The 16,401-nt window shown below is 64.3% G+C and carries 15 protein-coding genes and 1 pseudogene; 8 read left to right on the plus strand and 8 right to left on the minus strand.

Going from position 1 to position 16,401, the window contains the following annotated elements:
* Positions 1-34 precede the first annotated feature (34 nt).
* From NJT13_RS13200 to NJT13_RS13210, 3 genes are all read left to right on the plus strand, one after another.
* Positions 35-2,221, plus strand: a complete 2,187-nt coding sequence (locus tag NJT13_RS13200) for an elongation factor EF-2 (protein WP_254522093.1) — start codon at positions 35-37, stop codon at positions 2,219-2,221.
* Between the two features lie 141 nt (positions 2,222-2,362).
* Positions 2,363-2,596, plus strand: a complete 234-nt coding sequence (locus NJT13_RS13205; protein ID WP_254522094.1) for a hypothetical protein — start codon at positions 2,363-2,365, stop codon at positions 2,594-2,596.
* 29 nt (positions 2,597-2,625) lie between these two features.
* On the plus strand, positions 2,626-2,988 hold the full coding sequence (locus tag NJT13_RS13210) for a PIN domain-containing protein (RefSeq protein ID WP_254522095.1): 363 nt from the start codon (positions 2,626-2,628) through the stop codon (positions 2,986-2,988).
* A gap of 16 nt (positions 2,989-3,004) precedes the next feature.
* Here NJT13_RS13210 and serS read toward each other — a convergent pair whose 3' ends face one another.
* Entirely contained in the window at positions 3,005-4,384 is a 1,380-nt protein-coding gene (gene serS / locus NJT13_RS13215) for a serine--tRNA ligase (protein WP_254522096.1), read from the minus strand.
* A 125-nt stretch (positions 4,385-4,509) separates the two neighbouring features.
* On the opposite strand from serS, the gene NJT13_RS13220 reads away from it, so the two are divergent.
* Positions 4,510-5,724 (plus strand): potassium channel family protein, encoded by a 1,215-nt coding sequence (locus tag NJT13_RS13220; protein ID WP_254522097.1) that lies wholly within the window; start codon positions 4,510-4,512, stop codon positions 5,722-5,724.
* Positions 5,725-5,775: 51 nt separating this feature from the next.
* Here NJT13_RS13220 and NJT13_RS13225 read toward each other — a convergent pair.
* From NJT13_RS13225 to NJT13_RS13250, 6 genes and pseudogenes are all read right to left on the minus strand, one after another.
* Positions 5,776-6,054: pseudogene (locus NJT13_RS13225) on the minus strand (type II toxin-antitoxin system VapC family toxin); the annotation flags it as partial.
* Between the two features lie 82 nt (positions 6,055-6,136).
* The gene (locus tag NJT13_RS13230; RefSeq protein WP_254522099.1) at positions 6,137-6,349 is read right to left on the minus strand and encodes an AbrB/MazE/SpoVT family DNA-binding domain-containing protein; all 213 of its coding nucleotides are present in this window, start codon (positions 6,347-6,349) and stop codon (positions 6,137-6,139) included.
* 89 nt (positions 6,350-6,438) lie between these two features.
* Positions 6,439-7,074, minus strand: a complete 636-nt coding sequence (locus NJT13_RS13235; protein WP_254522100.1) for a magnesium transporter — start codon at positions 7,072-7,074, stop codon at positions 6,439-6,441.
* Positions 7,074-7,649 carry a magnesium transporter gene (locus tag NJT13_RS13240; RefSeq protein ID WP_254522101.1) on the minus strand — a complete coding sequence of 192 codons (576 nt, stop codon included), beginning with the start codon at positions 7,647-7,649 and terminating at the stop codon, positions 7,074-7,076. Before NJT13_RS13240 ends, NJT13_RS13235 begins: the two co-directional genes overlap by 1 nt.
* A gap of 141 nt (positions 7,650-7,790) precedes the next feature.
* Positions 7,791-8,216 carry a fluoride efflux transporter CrcB gene (gene crcB / locus NJT13_RS13245; protein WP_254525457.1) on the minus strand — a complete coding sequence of 142 codons (426 nt, stop codon included), beginning with the start codon at positions 8,214-8,216 and terminating at the stop codon, positions 7,791-7,793.
* Between the two features lie 14 nt (positions 8,217-8,230).
* A complete protein-coding gene (locus NJT13_RS13250) occupies positions 8,231-8,638 on the minus strand; it encodes a fluoride efflux transporter FluC (RefSeq protein WP_254522103.1) in 408 nt (135 codons plus the stop codon).
* Between the two features lie 336 nt (positions 8,639-8,974).
* Between NJT13_RS13250 and NJT13_RS13255 the strand changes: the two genes are divergently transcribed.
* Positions 8,975-9,892 (plus strand): cation diffusion facilitator family transporter, encoded by a 918-nt coding sequence (locus NJT13_RS13255; RefSeq protein ID WP_254522104.1) that lies wholly within the window; start codon positions 8,975-8,977, stop codon positions 9,890-9,892.
* Here the strand turns inward: NJT13_RS13255 and NJT13_RS13260 are convergent, their stop codons facing one another.
* Entirely contained in the window at positions 9,893-11,050 is a 1,158-nt protein-coding gene (locus NJT13_RS13260) for a sensor histidine kinase (RefSeq protein ID WP_254522105.1), read from the minus strand. It abuts the gene before it with no gap.
* 158 nt (positions 11,051-11,208) lie between these two features.
* Here NJT13_RS13260 and NJT13_RS13265 point away from each other — a divergent pair, with 158 nt between their 5' ends.
* The 3 genes from NJT13_RS13265 (at position 11,209) to NJT13_RS13275 (ending at position 16,389) form a co-directional block, all read left to right on the plus strand.
* The gene (locus NJT13_RS13265) at positions 11,209-12,129 is read left to right on the plus strand and encodes an MBL fold metallo-hydrolase (RefSeq protein ID WP_254522107.1); all 921 of its coding nucleotides are present in this window, start codon (positions 11,209-11,211) and stop codon (positions 12,127-12,129) included.
* 194 nt (positions 12,130-12,323) lie between these two features.
* Positions 12,324-14,270 (plus strand): AMP-dependent synthetase/ligase, encoded by a 1,947-nt coding sequence (locus NJT13_RS13270; RefSeq protein WP_254522109.1) that lies wholly within the window; start codon positions 12,324-12,326, stop codon positions 14,268-14,270.
* 235 nt (positions 14,271-14,505) lie between these two features.
* Positions 14,506-16,389 (plus strand): cation:proton antiporter domain-containing protein, encoded by a 1,884-nt coding sequence (locus NJT13_RS13275; protein ID WP_254522110.1) that lies wholly within the window; start codon positions 14,506-14,508, stop codon positions 16,387-16,389.
* Positions 16,390-16,401: the final 12 nt, after the last annotated feature.

The following is a 16,401-nucleotide window of genomic DNA, read 5'->3' on the forward strand; positions in this document are numbered from 1 at the left end:
CCCTTTTGACCCCGCTGGCGGTATTGGGGTGTATATGGGCCGACGCAAGAAAATCGTCCAAGAGTGTGAACGGCTGATGGACGAACCGGAGAACATCCGGAACATCGCCATCGCCGCTCACGTCGACCACGGAAAAACGACACTTTCTGACAATCTTCTCGCCGGTGCGGGCATGATCTCCGACGAGACCGCCGGGGAACAGCTCGCGATGGACACCGAAGAAGACGAGCAGGAACGCGGGATCACCATCGACGCGGCGAACGTCTCGATGACTCACGAGTACGAGGAGACCAATCACCTCATCAACCTCATCGACACGCCCGGTCACGTCGACTTCGGTGGCGACGTCACGCGAGCGATGCGCGCCGTCGACGGTGCGCTCGTGGTCGTCGACGCCGTCGAAGGGGCGATGCCCCAGACCGAGACGGTGCTTCGGCAGGCGCTTCGCGAGGGCGTCAAGCCGACCCTGTTCATCAACAAGGTCGACCGCCTCATTTCGGAACTGCAGGAAGGTCCCCAGGAGATGCAGGAGCGACTGCTCTCGGTCATCCGCGACGTCAACGAACTCATCCGCGGCATGACCGAGGACATGGACGACATCGACGACTGGACGGTCTCCGTCGAAGACGGCACCGTCGGCTTCGGGTCCGCCCTCTACAAGTGGGGCGTCTCGATGCCGTCGATGCAGCGCACCGGCATGGACTTCGGCGACATCATGGAGATGGAGCGCAACGACCAGCGCCAGGAACTCCACGAGCGCACGCCGCTGTCGGACGTCGTCCTCGACATGGTCTGTGAGCACTTCCCGAACCCGGTCGACGCCCAGCCCCGCCGTATCCCGCGGATCTGGCGCGGCGACGACGAGTCCGACCTCGCCGAGTCCATGCGTCTCGTCAATGAGGACGGCGAGGTCGTCTTCATGGTCACCGACATCTCGATGGACCCCCACGCCGGCGAAATCGCCTCCGGTCGCGTCTTCTCGGGCACCCTGGAGAAGGGCCAGGAACTCTACGTCTCCGGGACCGCGGGCAAGAACCGCGTTCAGTCCGTCGGCATCTACATGGGCGGCGAGCGCGAGGAAGTCGACGAAGTTCCCGCCGGGAACATCGCGGCCGTCACCGGCCTCAGAGACGCCATCGCCGGCTCGACCGTCTCGAGCGTCGAGATGACGCCGTTCGAGTCGATCGAACACATCTCGGAACCGGTCATCACCAAGAGCGTGGAGGCCCAGAGCATGGACGACCTGCCGAAGCTCATCGAGACCCTTCGACAGGTATCCAAGGAGGACCCCACCATCCAGATCACGATCAACGAGGACACCGGCGAACACCTGATCTCCGGGCAGGGCGAACTCCACCTCGAGGTCATCACCCAGCGGATCGAGAAGAACCAGGGCATTCCGGTCAACACCGGCGAACCGATCGTCGTCTTCCGTGAGGCGCCCCAGGAGCCCAGCGATCAGGTCGAGGGCATCTCCCCGAACCGCCACAACCGCTTCTACATCTCCGTCGAGCCGATGACGGACGAGCTCGTCGACACGGTTAAGAAGGGCGAGGCGTCGATGGACATGCCCGAGCAGGAACGCCGAGAAGCCCTGCAGGACGCCGGCATGGACAAAGACGACTCCCAGAACGTCGAGCACATCCACGGCTCGAACATCCTGCTGGATCAGACGAAGGGTATCCAGCACTTGAACGAGACGATGGAGTTGTTCATCGAGGGACTCGAGGAGGCCATCGACAACGGCCCGCTGGCTAACGAGCCAGTGCAGGGGGCGCTCATCCGCCTGCACGACGCCAAGCTCCACGAGGACACCATCCACCGCGGTCCGGCACAGGTCATCCCGGCGACCCGCGAAGCCGTCCACAAGGCGCTGATCGACGCGAAGATCAAGATGCTCGAGCCGATGCAGGACGTCCGCATCGACGTGCCCAACGACCACATGGGCGCCGCCTCCGGCGAGATTCAGGGCCGACGCGGCCGCGTCGACGACATGTACCAGGAAGGCGACCTCATGGTCGTCGAGGGCATCGCGCCCGTCGGCGAGATGATCGGCTTCGCCTCCGACATCCGCTCTGCGACCGAGGGGCGGGCCTCCTGGAACACCGAAAACGCCGGCTTCGAGGTCATGTCCGACTCGCTCCAGCGCGAGAAGATCATGGAGATCCGCGAGCGCAAGGGCATGAAACTCGAGTTGCCGCCGAGCGTCGATTACATATAGAAACGGTTCCGATTTATCGCGTCTCTTTTCCGTACCGGACGACGCCTTCCATCAGGTATCGGTGCGTCTGCCCCGGTTTAGCGACCCCTGTACCGTGCGAAGCGGGGAACGCTTTTGACTCTGTAAATCCAATTTTACGACATGGCCAAGATGATCCGCGTTCCCGACGAGTATCACGCGTGGGTGAAAGCCCACAATCGGGACGGAGAGACCATGTTCGAGACGTTACGTCGATTGACTCGAGAGCCAGACCCGGAAGCCCTTGTAGGGATTCTGTCGTCCGAGGAGGTCGAAGCGGCACGTCAGGCGGCGGAATGCTTCGGTGGACGTGACGAAGAGCGGCTGAAACGAGCGCGAGAGGCGTTCGAGGAGTGATTCTCGATACATCGTATCTATTCGACCTGATGGACGGAAACCCTGCAGCGATTCAAAAGGGGCACGATCTAACCGGCCGTGGCGAGGTCCAGTGGCTTCCATCACCGGTCGTCGCCGAAGTGTACTACGGTGTCGCGTATACGAAGAGCGATGACGAACGGCGGCGCGTGCGGAACGCGTTGCTTGGATATCCGAGAGTAGACATCGACGAAGAGATTGCTCGCACGGCCAGTATCCTCCTCGCGGAAGCCGATAGGAACGCAGACGGTAACAGCGGCGTCGAGACGAACGATGCGTACATCGGTGCGGTCGCCGAGGTCATCGACGACGCCGTATTGACCGCGAATCCTGTAGACTTCGAGCAGCTCGGAGTCGCCGTCGAACTGTACTGACGGTAGCAGCTTCTGCTTACTCCCGCTCGCCGGCCCCCAACGCGCTCTCGCCGACTTTCTCGTGTCCCTCGATGACCTCCTTGTCGCCCATATACGGCCGGAGCGCCTCGGGAATCGTCACCGTCCCGTTCTCGTTCTGGTAGTACTCGAGGATGGCCACCATGACCCGCGGAATCGCGAGCCCGGAGGCGTTCAAGGTGTGCAGATACTCGGCCGATTCGTGGCGCTCGGGGCGGTAGCGCAGGCCGGCCCGGCGAGCCTGGAAGTCCTCGAAGTTCGAGGCCGAGGAGACCTCGAGCCAGCGGCCGCCCTCGTCGGGGCCGTCGTCCATGTCGTCGCCGGGGGCCCAGACCTCGATGTCGTAGGTCTTGGCGCTGGCGAAGGTCAGATCCCCGGTACAGAGTTCGAGGATGCGGTAGGGGAGTTCGAGCCGTTTGAGAACTTCCTCGGCCTCCTCGAGGAGGGTCTCGAGCCGGTCGTCGCTTTCCTCGGGGTCGACGAAGTTGACGAGTTCGACCTTGTTGAACTGGTGGACGCGGACGATGCCGCGGGTTTCGGTGCCGTGTTCGCCGGCCTCGCGCCGGAAGTTCGGCGTGTACGCCTGGTGTTTGAGCGGGAGGTCGTCCGCCAGGAGGATCTCGTTTGCGTACATGTTGGTGACGGGAACCTCCGCCGTGGGGCAGAGCCAGAGATCCTCGTCGTCGTATTCCTCCTCGTTGCTGCCGCCGAGTCTGTAGGCGTCGTCGGCGAACTTCGGCAGTTGGCCGGTGCCGCGCATGGACGCGCTCTTGACCGGAACCGGCGGAAACAGGTCGACGTATCCCTGCTCGCGGTGGACGTCCATCATGAACTGGATCAGGGCGTGTTCGAGGCGGGCGCCGTCGCCCTTGAGGAAGTAAAAGCCCGAGCCGGTCGTCTTGGCGGCGCGTTCCTCGTCGATGACGTCCAGTTCCTCGCCGAGGTCGTAGTGGGGCGTCACCTCGTCGGGGAGATCGCGCAGGTCGTCGAAGCCCCAGCGCCTGGCTTCGACGTTGTGGCGCTCGTCGAGCCCCAACGGGACGCTCTCGTGGGGGATCTGCGGGATCTCGAGCATCCGCTCTCGGAGCTCGTCCTGGAGCTCGGCGCCTTCCGATTCGACGTCCTCGATTTCGGATTTGAGTTCCCGCGAGCGCTCGAGGGCTTCCTCTCGCTCTTCGTCTTTCCCTTCGGCCACGAGCGCCCCGATCTTCTTGGTTATCTGGTTGCGTTCGTGGCGGAGGTCGTCACCGCGCGCTTTCAGTTCGCGCCAGCGTTCGTCGATTTCGAGTACCTCGTCGACGTCGACGTCGGCTCCGCGGTTCTCGAGGGCGTCGCGTACCTCGTCGGGATGTTCGCGCAGATACGTCCGATCGAGCATTGGTCTTGCTCGTGCGTTCTCTGTGCCCGGCCAAAACCGTGTCGGAAGGTCGCGTCGTCCGTTCGATGGCCGACGACGGCCGACGGCGGGAAACGCTTTTTCCGCGGGGCTTCGTCTCTCGGGGTATGGACCCGCTCGAGGGCGAGACGCCGTCGGCCCCGATCGAGTACGAGCCGGTCAGCGTCAAGGACGTACTCGTGGAGATGAAAGACACCGCGGAGCTGCTGATCGACCTCTCGTACTCGGCGGTCCTCCACCGGAGCGAGGAGCTCGCGACGGAAGTGCTCCGACTGGAAGAGCGGATGGATGTCCTCGAACTCCGCGCGCGGATGAGCCTCCTGATGGCCGCCAGAAAGCCGGCCGACGCGGAACAGCTCGCGCCCGTGCTGGGAATCGTCGGCGCTGCGGACGGGATCAGCGACGCCGCCGGCGACATCGCGAAGATCGTCCTCGACGAGACGGGACTGCCCGACGCGATGCGAGCGGCGTTGCCCGAGGCGGCGGAGACGCTGGTTCGAGGCGTCGTCGCCCCGGACTCGCCCTATGCGGGTCGAACCCTCCGGGACATCGACCTCGAGTCCGAGACGGGCGTCCGCGCGATCGCGCTTCGCCGGGGCAGCGACTGGTTGCTCAATCCGGGACCGAACACGCAGATCGAGCCCGACGACGTGGCGCTTTTGCGAGGCCCCGACTCGTCGATCGGGGAGGTCTACGAGACGTTGACCGGCGAGGGCTACGAAGCACCGATCGTCGAGACGCCGGATATCGACGACCTGGAGCGGGCCGTCGACACGATCGTCCACATGAAGGACTTCTCCGAACTGGCGGTCGATCTGGCCTACAGCAGCGTGCTGTTCGACAGCGAGGAACTCGCGGAGGAGGTCCGCAACATCGAGGTCGAAGTCGACGCGATGCAGTCCCGGTTCGAGGCCTGGACGCTCCGGGCAGCCGCCGACGCGGCGGATCCGATCGTCTTGCGCGGATTGATACAGTTGGGAACCAGTACGGAGGGGATCAGCGACGCGGCGATCGAGATAAGCGAGGGCGTCCTTCGAGACATCGACGTCCACCCGGTCGTCCAGCAGGCCGTCCAGGAGAGCGACGAGATCATCACCCGCGTCGCGGTCGAACCGGGGAGCGACCTCGACGGCACCGCGGTGACGGCAGGCGTCCCCGACGCGGACTCGACGATGTCGGTGATCGCCATCCGCCGGCCCGATGACGGCTGGCTGCTGGTCGCGGACGCCGACGCCGAGTTGCGCGGCGGCGACGTGCTCATCTCGAAGGGAACGCGGACGGCCGCGGCCGCGTTTCGCGAGTTGGCGTCGGCGACGTCGTGACCGTCCGTCGCCCTGAGACGGTCAGGCAAACGGATTGCTCGGAGTGGCCAGTCGAACGAGTCCACCGATGGCGTCGAAGTCGACTCGAGGCGCGTGGCTGATCTCGAAGTGTGTCCCTTCGACGAGCCGGTCGAGCATCGCGTTCGCTGCGTCGGAGCCGAGCTTTTCTCGAGTCAGATTCAGCGTTTCGGCGAGGACGTAATTCGTCACGGTCGCGTCCGGGAGCTCGCCGTGGTCGACGCCGCGGACGATATCTCGTGCCGTCTCGTGGTACTCATCACGGACACTGGCAGTGGCGAAGAGAACGTTCGTATCCAGGAGGATCGGCATTCATACGGACTACTGTAAGTTATTACCGGCGCAACCGCGACCGTCCTGCGGTTGCACCGGCAAATCGTTACAGCAGACCGTATCACTCGTCACCGAACTCGGCTTCGACCTCGACTGCGTTCGTGTGTCCCGCGTCGACCGGCTCGAAGTCATCGAACACGCCTTCGCGCTGGTGTACGATCTCGACGGCCAACGTCTCGTCCTCGGTGACGTTCCAGCGGAGCTTATCACCGGCGTCGATACCGAGGTGGCGACGAATCTCCGCAGGGATCGTACCCATTCCGTGGTCGCTCACTTTGGGCTCTTCGGGGGTATCTTCGGCGGCCGTACATGTCGATACAGGCGTTGTCGCCGTACGTGTTTCTCTACAAGTGGCTACGAAATTCAGTTCAACACGACGAGCGCGACCCCCGAGAGGACGATCACCCCGAGAATATCACAGAGGTTCGTCACCACCGGGATCGTCGTGTCGTCCGGGTCGAGCCCCCGGGTGTACGAAATGTACGTCGCGACGAGGCTCAACAGGATCGCGATCACGGCCAGCAGCATGCCGCTGACGATCGAGATGACGAGCAGATCGACGAGGGCCATCGGTTGGGCGATAATCCGGCCGACGAGCCAGGCCGCGACGCCGAGTACCGAAAAGACGGTCGCCGCCAGTCCCAGGATCGCCGTCACGTTCGTCCACAGCACTTCGTCCCGCGGATCGAACTCGAGCAGGCCCAGGTGGAGCCGTGTCGAGAGCCGCGAGGAGAGGATCGCACCGAGGTTGCCACCCATCCCGATCATCACGGGGACGAGGACCAGCAACGTCGGATTGCCGAGGTATGTCTGTTGGAGTTCCTCGAGGATGTACCCCGATCCCATCTCGAGCATCGAGAGGGCGATCAGGATCGGGAGCATCGTGCCCACGATGCTACGGATTGACCAGGCGTCGAGTGAGTCGTCCGAACCTGCGGCGTCGAGCGAGTCGATCTCGTCGTCGGCGTCGAGCGGGCCCTCTGAACCCGCCTCGGCCATCAGAATATCACCCCGGCCACGGTCAGCGCGATGAAGAGGAAGAAGACGCCGAAGAAGTCGCCGAGCGTGGTGACGATCGGACCGATGAGGTTGTCGGGATCGAGGCCGTACTCGTAGCTCGCGAAGACGAGCGTCAGCATGCCGAAGATCAACGTCGTGGATGTCAGGACGCCCGAGAGCAGCATGATCGAGACGAGTTCGACGAGCCTGGCGGATTCCCGTCCCAGCACTTGTAGGATCCCCCACGAGAGAACGGCGATGAACACCGAGACGCTGATCCCGTTGATGTAGGAGGCCGCGATCGCGTTGACCAGTCGCCGATCCCGCGAGAACTCGGGATCGATCATCCCCTGGTGGAGTCCGCTCGAGATGCGCGCCCCGAGCGCGCCGTAGACGTTCCCGCGGGTCGCGAGGAACGCGGGCAGCAGCAACAGCATGCCGGGAAACCGTTCGAACCCGCTCGTCATCCCCTCGGAACCGAGGACCGACCCCGCGAAGATCCCGCCGGCGAGGCTGACCACGAGGATCGGCAGCGACTCGCGGTAGATGCGCCACGCGGATTGGCGAGCCTCCATAGCGGCGTATTACGAAGTCCGAACATAAACCTACCGCGGGTCGAACGCGTTCCGATCGCTCGAAGCCGTGGGGATTGCTACCGCTCCTGAACGAATGCGAACGTGTCCCATCCCCTCGGGAGATGCGGTCCGAGCGGGCTCTCAGAGGGGTGTGACCGCGACGAGGCCCAGGGCGAGACCGATGGCCGCGAGCGAACACGCGAGGTTGGCGGTGGCGTTGCCGACGGCGAGGGCGCGATCCCCGCGCTCGTAGAGGCGAACCGTTTCGACCGAAAAAGACGAGAAGGTCGTAAACGAGCCGCAGATCCCGGTGCCGACGAGTTGCAGCAGCGATTCTCCCGCGCCCGCGAAAACGGCCAGCCCGAAGACGAAACTGCCGACGACGTTGACCACCAACGTCGAAAGCGGAAACCGGGCGCTCGAGACCCGACTCGAGACGCGTCTGCCGACCCAGTGACGAAAGACGGCACCGATCGCGCCGCCGGTCCCGACGACGTGGGCCGGTTCGGGGTCGAGCGTGAGGACACCGTTAGCGATCGGCCAGTGAAGGAGACCACCGGTGACGATCGGGTCACTCGCGCTCACGCCGTCTCACCTCGAGCGGGGCGGGGCTCTTCGACTCGGCGCGCGATCGTCCGCCCGACGAGGACGCCCGCGATCCCGAGGCCGTAGTTCGCCGCGACGATTCCGGCGATAGCGAGCGGTCCCGTCGCGAGCGCGGTTTGCAGCGCGAACGTACTGTAGGTCGTCAGCGAAGAGAGAAAGCCGGTCGCGAAAACGGTCCGCGTCCGCCCCCCGATGTGGCCCGCGTACTCGGCTTCGTAGACCAGAAAGCCGAGAACGGCGCTCCCGAGGGCATTGACGACGACGATCGAGGGGACCTCCGGGAGCGCTCCCATCGCGAACAACCGGAGGTTCGAGCCGGCGAAGCCGCCGACCGCGACGAGTGCGAGCGTCTCGAGTCGAACGAGGGGATGATCGGCTGGCATAGCTGGCTGGTGACGTGGGGCCGTCAGCCGACCGTCGCTCGGTCCGCTGGGGCGTGGCGTATCGGAACTGCGTCGATGCCACAACTCTTGCGGATCGCCCGGCGGTTGGATCGGGCGGCCCCCATCGCCCGGATATCCCTCGACTCTCGACGGACCGGCATGAGCGTTGCGAAACCCTGTCCACTGCACCCGCCGTTCGCCGGCCGATTTCTTCGGTCGTTCGCTGGTCGATTTCCGCCGTCGCTCGCCGGCCCGGATGCCCGAGTCGATCCTCGCTCGCCCGCAGTCGACCGCGGAAGGAAAAGACCCAAGGTTAGACTGCCTCTAAACCGAGCCATGGCGACGGACGGCGCGGGCATCACGAGTAGTCGGAGCGGGTTCGCGCGAGCGTCGTGGGCGAACGTCCTGGGCAACGTCCTCAAGATCGTCGCCGAGGGTGCCGCCGGCCTCGCCTTCGGCAGCGTCGCGCTGCTCGCTGACGCGGCCCACTCGCTCGCGGATCTCGTCGCCAGCGTCGTCGTTCTCGTCTGGGGCCAAAGCGCGTTCGACGAACCCGATGCCACCCATCCGCACGGTCACGACCGCATCGAACCGCTGACCGCGCTGTTCGTCGGCGCCGTTATCGCCCTGCTCGGACTCAACCTGCTCTACCGATCCGTCGAAGGGCTCGTCACCGGCACCGAGATCGAATTTAGCGTGCTCCTGCTCGCGGCACTCGGCTTCGCGATCGTCGACATGTACCTCGTCTACCGCTACACCGTCGGCGTCAACGAACACCTCCAGTCCCCCGCGCTCGCGGCGCTCGCCCGGGACTGCCTGAACGACATTTACACCTCGATCGCGGCGATCGCCGGTGTCCTCGGCGTCCTGTCGGGCCATCCGGTGCTCGATCCCGTCGCCGGCGGCCTCGTCAGTCTGCTGGTCGTCTATCAGGGCGTCGAGATCGGCAAGGAGAACGTCGATTACCTGATCGGCGCCGCGCCGGACCCCGAGAAGCGCGGACAGATCACGGGCGCGCTCCGCCGGCACTCGGCCGTCGAGGGGGTCCACGACCTGGCAGTGTTCTACGACGGAACCGCCCTCGAGGTCGAGGTTCACGTCGAAGTCGACGGCGACATGCCGTTTCGCGAGGCTCACGACATCGAGTCGGAACTGGTCGATCGCCTGCGGGGGATCGAAGACGTCGGAGACGCACACGTTCACCTCGATCCCTCCGGCATCGGCGAGTGGAAAGAGTCGACCGACGCGTCCTGATCAGTCGTCGCTATCGGGCGTTTCCTCGGGTCCGTCCGGGGGACGCGGTAGCGTCACGACGAAGGTACTGCCGTTCGGCCCCGTCTCTGCGAGGTCGACCGTGGCCCCGTACCTGTTGGCGAGAATGCGCGAAAAATAGAGCCCGAGACCGTGGGTATTCGTTTTCCGTTCGAACAGCGTCTCTCGGGTCCCCTCCGAGATCCCCGGCCCGTTGTCGGTGATCGAGACGGTCACGGTCTCGCGGGTCGTCTCGGCGGTCACGCGAACGCGGGGGGTCTCGCTATCGTTGTGTTCGATCGCGTTCTCGAGGAGGTTCGAGAAGATCCATCGCACGCCCTGATTGCCGCTGATGGTCCCGTCGTCCGGAAGGTCCGCATCGAAGACGGCGCCGTCGAACCGGTCACGGTAGTCGGACAGTTGGTCCTCGAATATCGCGGTGAGATCGACGACGGAGCCGGTTTCCGGCCCTTGATTGGCGTCCAACATCGCCCGCACGTCCGCGATGACGTCGATCAGTTCGTCGCTCTCGCGTTCGATCGTTTCGAGGTGCTCGCACAATCGGTCGTCCTCGTATTCCGTCCGCAACAACGACGCGTGGCCGCCGATGATCTGCGACGAATTGAGCACCTCGTGTCGAAGGAGGTCGTTCAGGTAGGTCAGCAGTTCGCGTTCGTCCTCGAGTTGTTCGTTGCGAACGGCGGCTGCCGTCGCGTTTACCTCCCGCTGGATCGCGCGCGCTTCGACGTACCCGACGGCGAACCCGCCGACGGCGCCCAGGTTCACCGAGAAATGGGCCCAGTAGACGTTCCCGACGAGCGTGTACCACGGAAAGAAGACCATCGTCAGTAGATTGAGCGCCAGGAAGCCGATCGCTCCCCAGACACTCCACCGGAAGATTCGCGGGTACCGATCCGTCTCGATGTCGCTTTGCTCGACCCGGTAACACCCCCAGATCAGCCCCAGTGCCGGGATACCGACCGAGACGAAGCTGACGAACACGAGCGTTACGCCGACCGTGCCCAGAAACGCGAGCCACCACCCGAAGAGAACGCAAAGCGACAGACCGCTCAATCCGCCGACCAGATGGAGACGGTGTTCCTGCTGGAGCCATCTCACCGGTGGCCACGGGGTGACACGATCCGACGTATCGTGACTCATCTCGATGCCGGTGACCGTGGCTGTTCCGGGACGGTTCGACGCATCTACCGTGTTCAAGAGGGTGGGATGTAAAGTCTGTAACGGCCCACCGGACCATCGCGACGCATCGGTTCGTCGCGACCGTGAGCTTTTATCCCGTCCCCTGACAGGGTATCGATATGGAAATCGGAGACGTCCGCGAAGTCACGACCGGCGCGTGTTCGGATCTTTACTACCTCGATACGGGAATGTACGGGACGAGCGAGTACGGCGCCGTCTACATCATCGACGACGATCGTCCCGCCGTCGTCGATACCGGTATCGGCACGAACTACGACCTGCTCGCGGACGCGCTCGCTGACGTCGGCATCGAGCGGGACGACCTCGAGGTGATCGCCGTCACCCACATTCACCTCGACCACGCGGGCGGCGCTGGCTTTCTCGCTCGGGACTGTCCGAACGCGGACGTCTACGTCCCCGCAATCGGGGCCGACCACCTGGTCGATCCGTCGCGGCTGGTCGCGGGGACGAAACGTGCCGTCGGCGACCAGTGGGACTACTACGTGGAACCGGAGCCGGTCCCCGCGGATCGGATCGTCTCGATCGAGGACGGTGACGTCATCGACCTCGGTACCCACGAACTGCGCGTCCACGCCGCTCCCGGCCACGCGCCCCACCAGGTCGTCTTCGAGGACCCCGCGAACGAGGCGGTCTTCGTCGCCGACGCCGCCGGTATCTGGGTCCCCGAAACGAGGGAGATACGAGAGACGTCACCGCCGTCCCAGTTCGACCTCGAGCAGTGTCTCGAGGACGTCGAAACCCTCAAAGAACTCGATCCGGACGTCTTTCTCTATCCGCACTTCGGGCCGCGATTCGTCGGCGACGACGCCGACCGGGCGCTCGAGGAGTACGCGACCGTCCTGTCGGAGTGGGTCGTCGCGGTCGAAGCGAAACGTGACGAACTCGCGGACGACGAGGCGGTGATCGAACACTTCGTCGAATCGGCAGCGATGGACGACGTCTGGGGCGAAGAAAAGTCGAGCGCGGAGGCCGCGATGAACACCCGCGGCGTACTGGGCTATCTCGAGCACCGGGAGTGAACGGCGTATCGACCGGGGGGAGCGCCGACGCCCGCTCGTCGATGCACTGCATTCCGTTCCGCTCGATTCACCCCATCGTGCGTTTTCGGGTGTCTCGGACGTTTTTTGACGCCGAAACCGACATTAATAAACCCGCAGTAGGATGAATTCCGTTTCATCACATTTTATCGCATGCGAGATTCTCCCATACGTCTATGGACTGGAGGGATGCTGAACGGGAGTACGAAGACGAAGTCATCGGGGAGACGACGCTCGCGCGGCTGTACGAAGACGCGGCCGAGCGTCATTCGAACCGGCCGGCACAGAAGTACAAGGGCGGCATCTACGATCGATCGTTGACCGACTCGGTCGTGAACGCTGCGGATCCCGGTGCGTACCGGACGATCTCGTACGCGGAGATGCGCGATATCGTCCGAAAACTGTCCGCCGGGTTCGTGGACCTGGGGGTCGAGTCGGGAGACCGGATCGGACTCTTCTCGAATACGCGGATGGAGTGGGCACAGTGTGACTTCGCCCTGCTCGGGGCCGGCGCCGTCATCACGACCGTCTACCAGAGTTCCTCGCCCGATCAGGTTCGGTACCTGCTCGACGATCCGGGTGCCGACGGCGTCGTCGTCGAAAACGAAGCGCTCCTCGAGCGGGTCCTCGGCGTCGAGGACGAACTCGATCTCGAGTTCATCGTCTCGATGGACGAACTCGAGGGCTACGACGACCGGGACGACATCGTCACCCTGGGGGAGGTACACGCCCGCGGCGAGGAGCGGTTCGATCTCGACGCCTACGATGACCGCATCGACGAGACGGAACTGGACGATCTGGCGAGTCTGATCTACACGAGCGGGACGACGGGTCAGCCGAAAGGCGTTCAGCTAACGCACGGCAACTTCCGGTCGAACATCAACGGCACCCGGAAGCGCTTCGGGCCCCGACCCGACAAGGCCGAGGACATCCCGGTTATCGACGAGAACGTCCTGGCGATGTCGTACCTGCCGCTCGCACACGTTTTCGAGCGGACGGCCGGCCACTTCACCCTGTTCGCCAGCGGCGCCTGCGTCGCGTACGCGGAGAGTCCGGATACGCTGCAGGACGACTTCAGCACGGTTCAGCCGACGGCGGCGACGAGCGTCCCCCGCGTCTACGAGAAAATTTACGACGCGATCCGCGAGGAGGCCAGCGGGTCGGCGGTGTCGGAACGCATCTTCGGGTGGGCGACCGACGTCGGTGTGGAGTACTACGAAGCCGACTCCCCCGGATCGGTTCTGAAGGCGAAGCAGGCGCTCGCGGACAAACTCGTCTTCTCGTCGGTCCGGGAGGCGCTAGGTGGCGAAATCGAAATGCTCATCAGCGGCGGCGGGAGCCTCTCGCCGGAACTGGCGCGATTGTACCACGCGATGGGGCTTCCGATCTACGAGGGGTACGGGCTGACCGAGACCGCACCCGTCGTCTCGACGAACCCGCCCGAGGCCGTGGAGATCGGAACGATCGGACCGCCGCTTTACAACGTCGACGTGAAGGTCGACGAGACCGTCGCCGATCAGGAGGCCTTCGCTGACGACGAAGGCGACGTCGGCGAACTCCTCGTGAGCGGTCCGAACGTCACGCAGGGCTACTGGAACAAACCCGGGGCAACCCAGAGCGCGTTCACGGAAGATGGCTGGTTCCGGACCGGCGATATCATCCACATTCGCCCGGACGGCTACCTCGAGTTCCGCGACCGCGTCAAACAGATCATCGTCCTCTCGACGGGGAAGAACGTTGCGCCCGGGCCGATCGAGGACGCCTTCGCCGCGAGCGAAGTCGTCGAGCAGGCCATGGTCGTCGGCGACGGCGAGAAGTTCATCGGCGCCTTGCTCGTCCCGAACACGGATTACGTTCGCTCGTGGGCCGACGAGGCGGATATCGACCTTCCCGACGATCCGCAGGAAATGTGTGACGACGACCGGGTTCGCGAACACGTACAGCAGGAGGTCGACCGGGTCAACGAGGAATTCGAGAAACACGAAACGATCAAACGGTTCGAACTCGTCCCTCGGGAGTTCACCGAAGAGAACGACATGCTCACTCCGACGATGAAGAAGAAGCGACGGGTTATCATGGACCGGTTCGAAGACCGCGTCGACCGAATTTACGGAGCCGAGTGATCGAGAACGGGCTTCGTCAGCCCCGCTGGTCAGGTGCTCGCTTTTGGCCGTTTTTGTCAGTTGCTGCGCGTGCACTGTTCGGGTGCTAATCGTTCGCACCCGTTATGGCCCATTTTGCCTAGAATCATCGCACGAATCCCACAGTAGTTAACCGCCTGGAACGATTACGGCAGACACGAATGGACGTGCCAGCAGTGTCGTCGTGTCGATCGTTTGCGGACCGTAAGTTGCAACTATGACGGGTGCAGAGGCGAGCGGAAACCTGCTCATACTGGTTGCTGCCATCGTTGGACTCGGCGTCGTCTCGCAGCTCCTTTCGGCGCGGTTTCGCGTTCCGAGCGTTCTCTTTCTGATCGTTTCCGGGATCTTGATCGGGCCGGAAGGGCTGGGCGTGTTGTCGGTCGACTCCTTCGGCGAGCAAAGCGGCCTTCCGACGATCGTCGGACTGAGCGTCGCGATCATCGTTTTCGAAGGCGCGTATCACCTCCGGATCGAAAAGCTCAGAGAAGCGCCGAGAGCCGTGATCCGACTGACGACCATCGGAGCGGCGATCGCGTTAGTGGGAACCGCCGCGACCGTTCGGTTCTTCCTCGGGGCCAGTTGGGAGATGGCCCTGATGATCGGTGCCCTCCTCGTCGCCACGGGACCGACGGTTATCACGCCGATCCTGAAGGTCGTTCCCGTCCGCGACCGAGTCGCGGCGACACTCGAGACGGAGGGAATCGTCAACGACGTCACGGCCGCGATCCTCGCGGTCGTCCTGTTCGAGGCGATGGCCGTACGGGCGACTCCGAACGACTACTTGCAACTGTTCGCCGAACGGCTCGGGACGGGCCTGCTCGTCGGCGTCGTCGTCGCCGTGGTCGTCTGGGGGATACTCCAGTACGTCGACATCTCGCCGGACGATGCACCCCGAAACGCCCGGCTGCTCACGCTGGCGGGTGCGATCGTCGCCTTCGGTACGGCCGATTACATCTTCCCCGAGGCGGGCGTCGCGGCCGCGGCGACGGCCGGGCTGATACTGGGCAACGCCGGTCTCCCCTACGAGGACGAGATCGAGGCGTTCAAAGGCGACGTGACGTTGCTCGTCCTCTCGTTCGTCTTCATCACGCTCGCCGCGTTGCTCGATTTCGACCAGCTGTTCGCGCTCGGCCTCGGCGGCGTGGCCGTGGTCGTGATCGTCATGTTGGTCCTGCGACCGCTGCTCGTCTTTCTCTCGACGCGCGGTGGCCGGTTTACGCTCAGAGAGACGCTGTTTATGAGCTTCGTCGGCCCGCGCGGGATCATTCCCGCGTCGGTCGCAACGCTGTTTGCGATCCGGCTCCAGGCGCCCGACCCGCCGACGAACCCGGCCGGGGCCGATCTCCTCGTGGGAACGGTCTTCCTCGTCATCCTCGTGACCGTCGTCCTCGAGGGCGGGTTCGCCAGGCAGATTGCGGAGAAACTCGACGTCATACCTATGCGTGTACTCATCATCGGCGGCGGCCGCGTCGGCCGCTCGCTATCGGAACGACTGGAAGCGCGCGGAGAAAACGTGGTCCTGATCGAGGAAGACCGTGCGGTCCTCGAGCAACTTCGCAACGACGGGTTCACCGCCCGCGAGGGCGACGGGACCGACGTGGAGGTGCTCCGCACGGCGGGTGCGGAGAACGCTCGGATCGTCGTCGCGGCGACCGGCGACGACGACGTGAACCTCCTCGTGGCGCAGCTCGCACAGTCGAACTTCGACGTTCAGACGGTGATCGCCCGGGCGAACAACCCCTCGAACGCCGCCGCGTTCGAGGACCTCGGCGTCGAAACCATTTCGGCGGCGGAGTCGACCGCGTGGGCGATCGATAACGTGATCGAACGGCCCGCCCTCTCGAACTGGATGTCCGAACTCGGTCGGTCCGGCGACGTCCAGGAGATCGAAGTCACCGACGAGGATCTCGTCGGCAAGCAGATATCCGACGTCGATGGGGAACTCCCGAACGGCGTTCTCATCGCGCTCGTGAGCCGGGACGGCATCAGCGAGGTTCCGTCCCCGGACGTCGAACTGCAGCGAGGGGACCACATCACGCTTATCGGTCGAACCGAGTCGGTCCGAAAGGCGATCCAACGCTGCGGAACGCCCGTATAGGGCGCCCGTCGT

It is taken from the genome of Natrinema caseinilyticum, assembly GCF_024227435.1.
GTDB lineage: Archaea > Halobacteriota > Halobacteria > Halobacteriales > Natrialbaceae > Natrinema > Natrinema caseinilyticum.

Coding starts and splice junctions, on each gene's coding strand:
- NJT13_RS13240 (WP_254522101.1), bottom strand. CDS start 7,649: ATGGAGGCTCGCCAATCCGCGTGGCGCATCTACCGCGAGTCGCTGCCG.
- NJT13_RS13200 (WP_254522093.1), top strand. CDS start 35: ATGGGCCGACGCAAGAAAATCGTCCAAGAGTGTGAACGGCTGATGGAC.
- NJT13_RS13260 (WP_254522105.1), bottom strand. CDS start 11,050: ATGAGTCACGATACGTCGGATCGTGTCACCCCGTGGCCACCGGTGAGA.
- NJT13_RS13265 (WP_254522107.1), top strand. CDS start 11,209: ATGGAAATCGGAGACGTCCGCGAAGTCACGACCGGCGCGTGTTCGGAT.
- NJT13_RS13250 (WP_254522103.1), bottom strand. CDS start 8,638: ATGCCAGCCGATCATCCCCTCGTTCGACTCGAGACGCTCGCACTCGTC.
- NJT13_RS13235 (WP_254522100.1), bottom strand. CDS start 7,074: ATGGCCGAGGCGGGTTCAGAGGGCCCGCTCGACGCCGACGACGAGATC.
- NJT13_RS13205 (WP_254522094.1), top strand. CDS start 2,363: ATGGCCAAGATGATCCGCGTTCCCGACGAGTATCACGCGTGGGTGAAA.
- NJT13_RS13270 (WP_254522109.1), top strand. CDS start 12,324: ATGGACTGGAGGGATGCTGAACGGGAGTACGAAGACGAAGTCATCGGG.
- NJT13_RS13255 (WP_254522104.1), top strand. CDS start 8,975: ATGGCGACGGACGGCGCGGGCATCACGAGTAGTCGGAGCGGGTTCGCG.
- serS (WP_254522096.1), bottom strand. CDS start 4,384: ATGCTCGATCGGACGTATCTGCGCGAACATCCCGACGAGGTACGCGAC.
- NJT13_RS13275 (WP_254522110.1), top strand. CDS start 14,506: ATGACGGGTGCAGAGGCGAGCGGAAACCTGCTCATACTGGTTGCTGCC.
- NJT13_RS13220 (WP_254522097.1), top strand. CDS start 4,510: ATGGACCCGCTCGAGGGCGAGACGCCGTCGGCCCCGATCGAGTACGAG.
- NJT13_RS13210 (WP_254522095.1), top strand. CDS start 2,626: ATGGACGGAAACCCTGCAGCGATTCAAAAGGGGCACGATCTAACCGGC.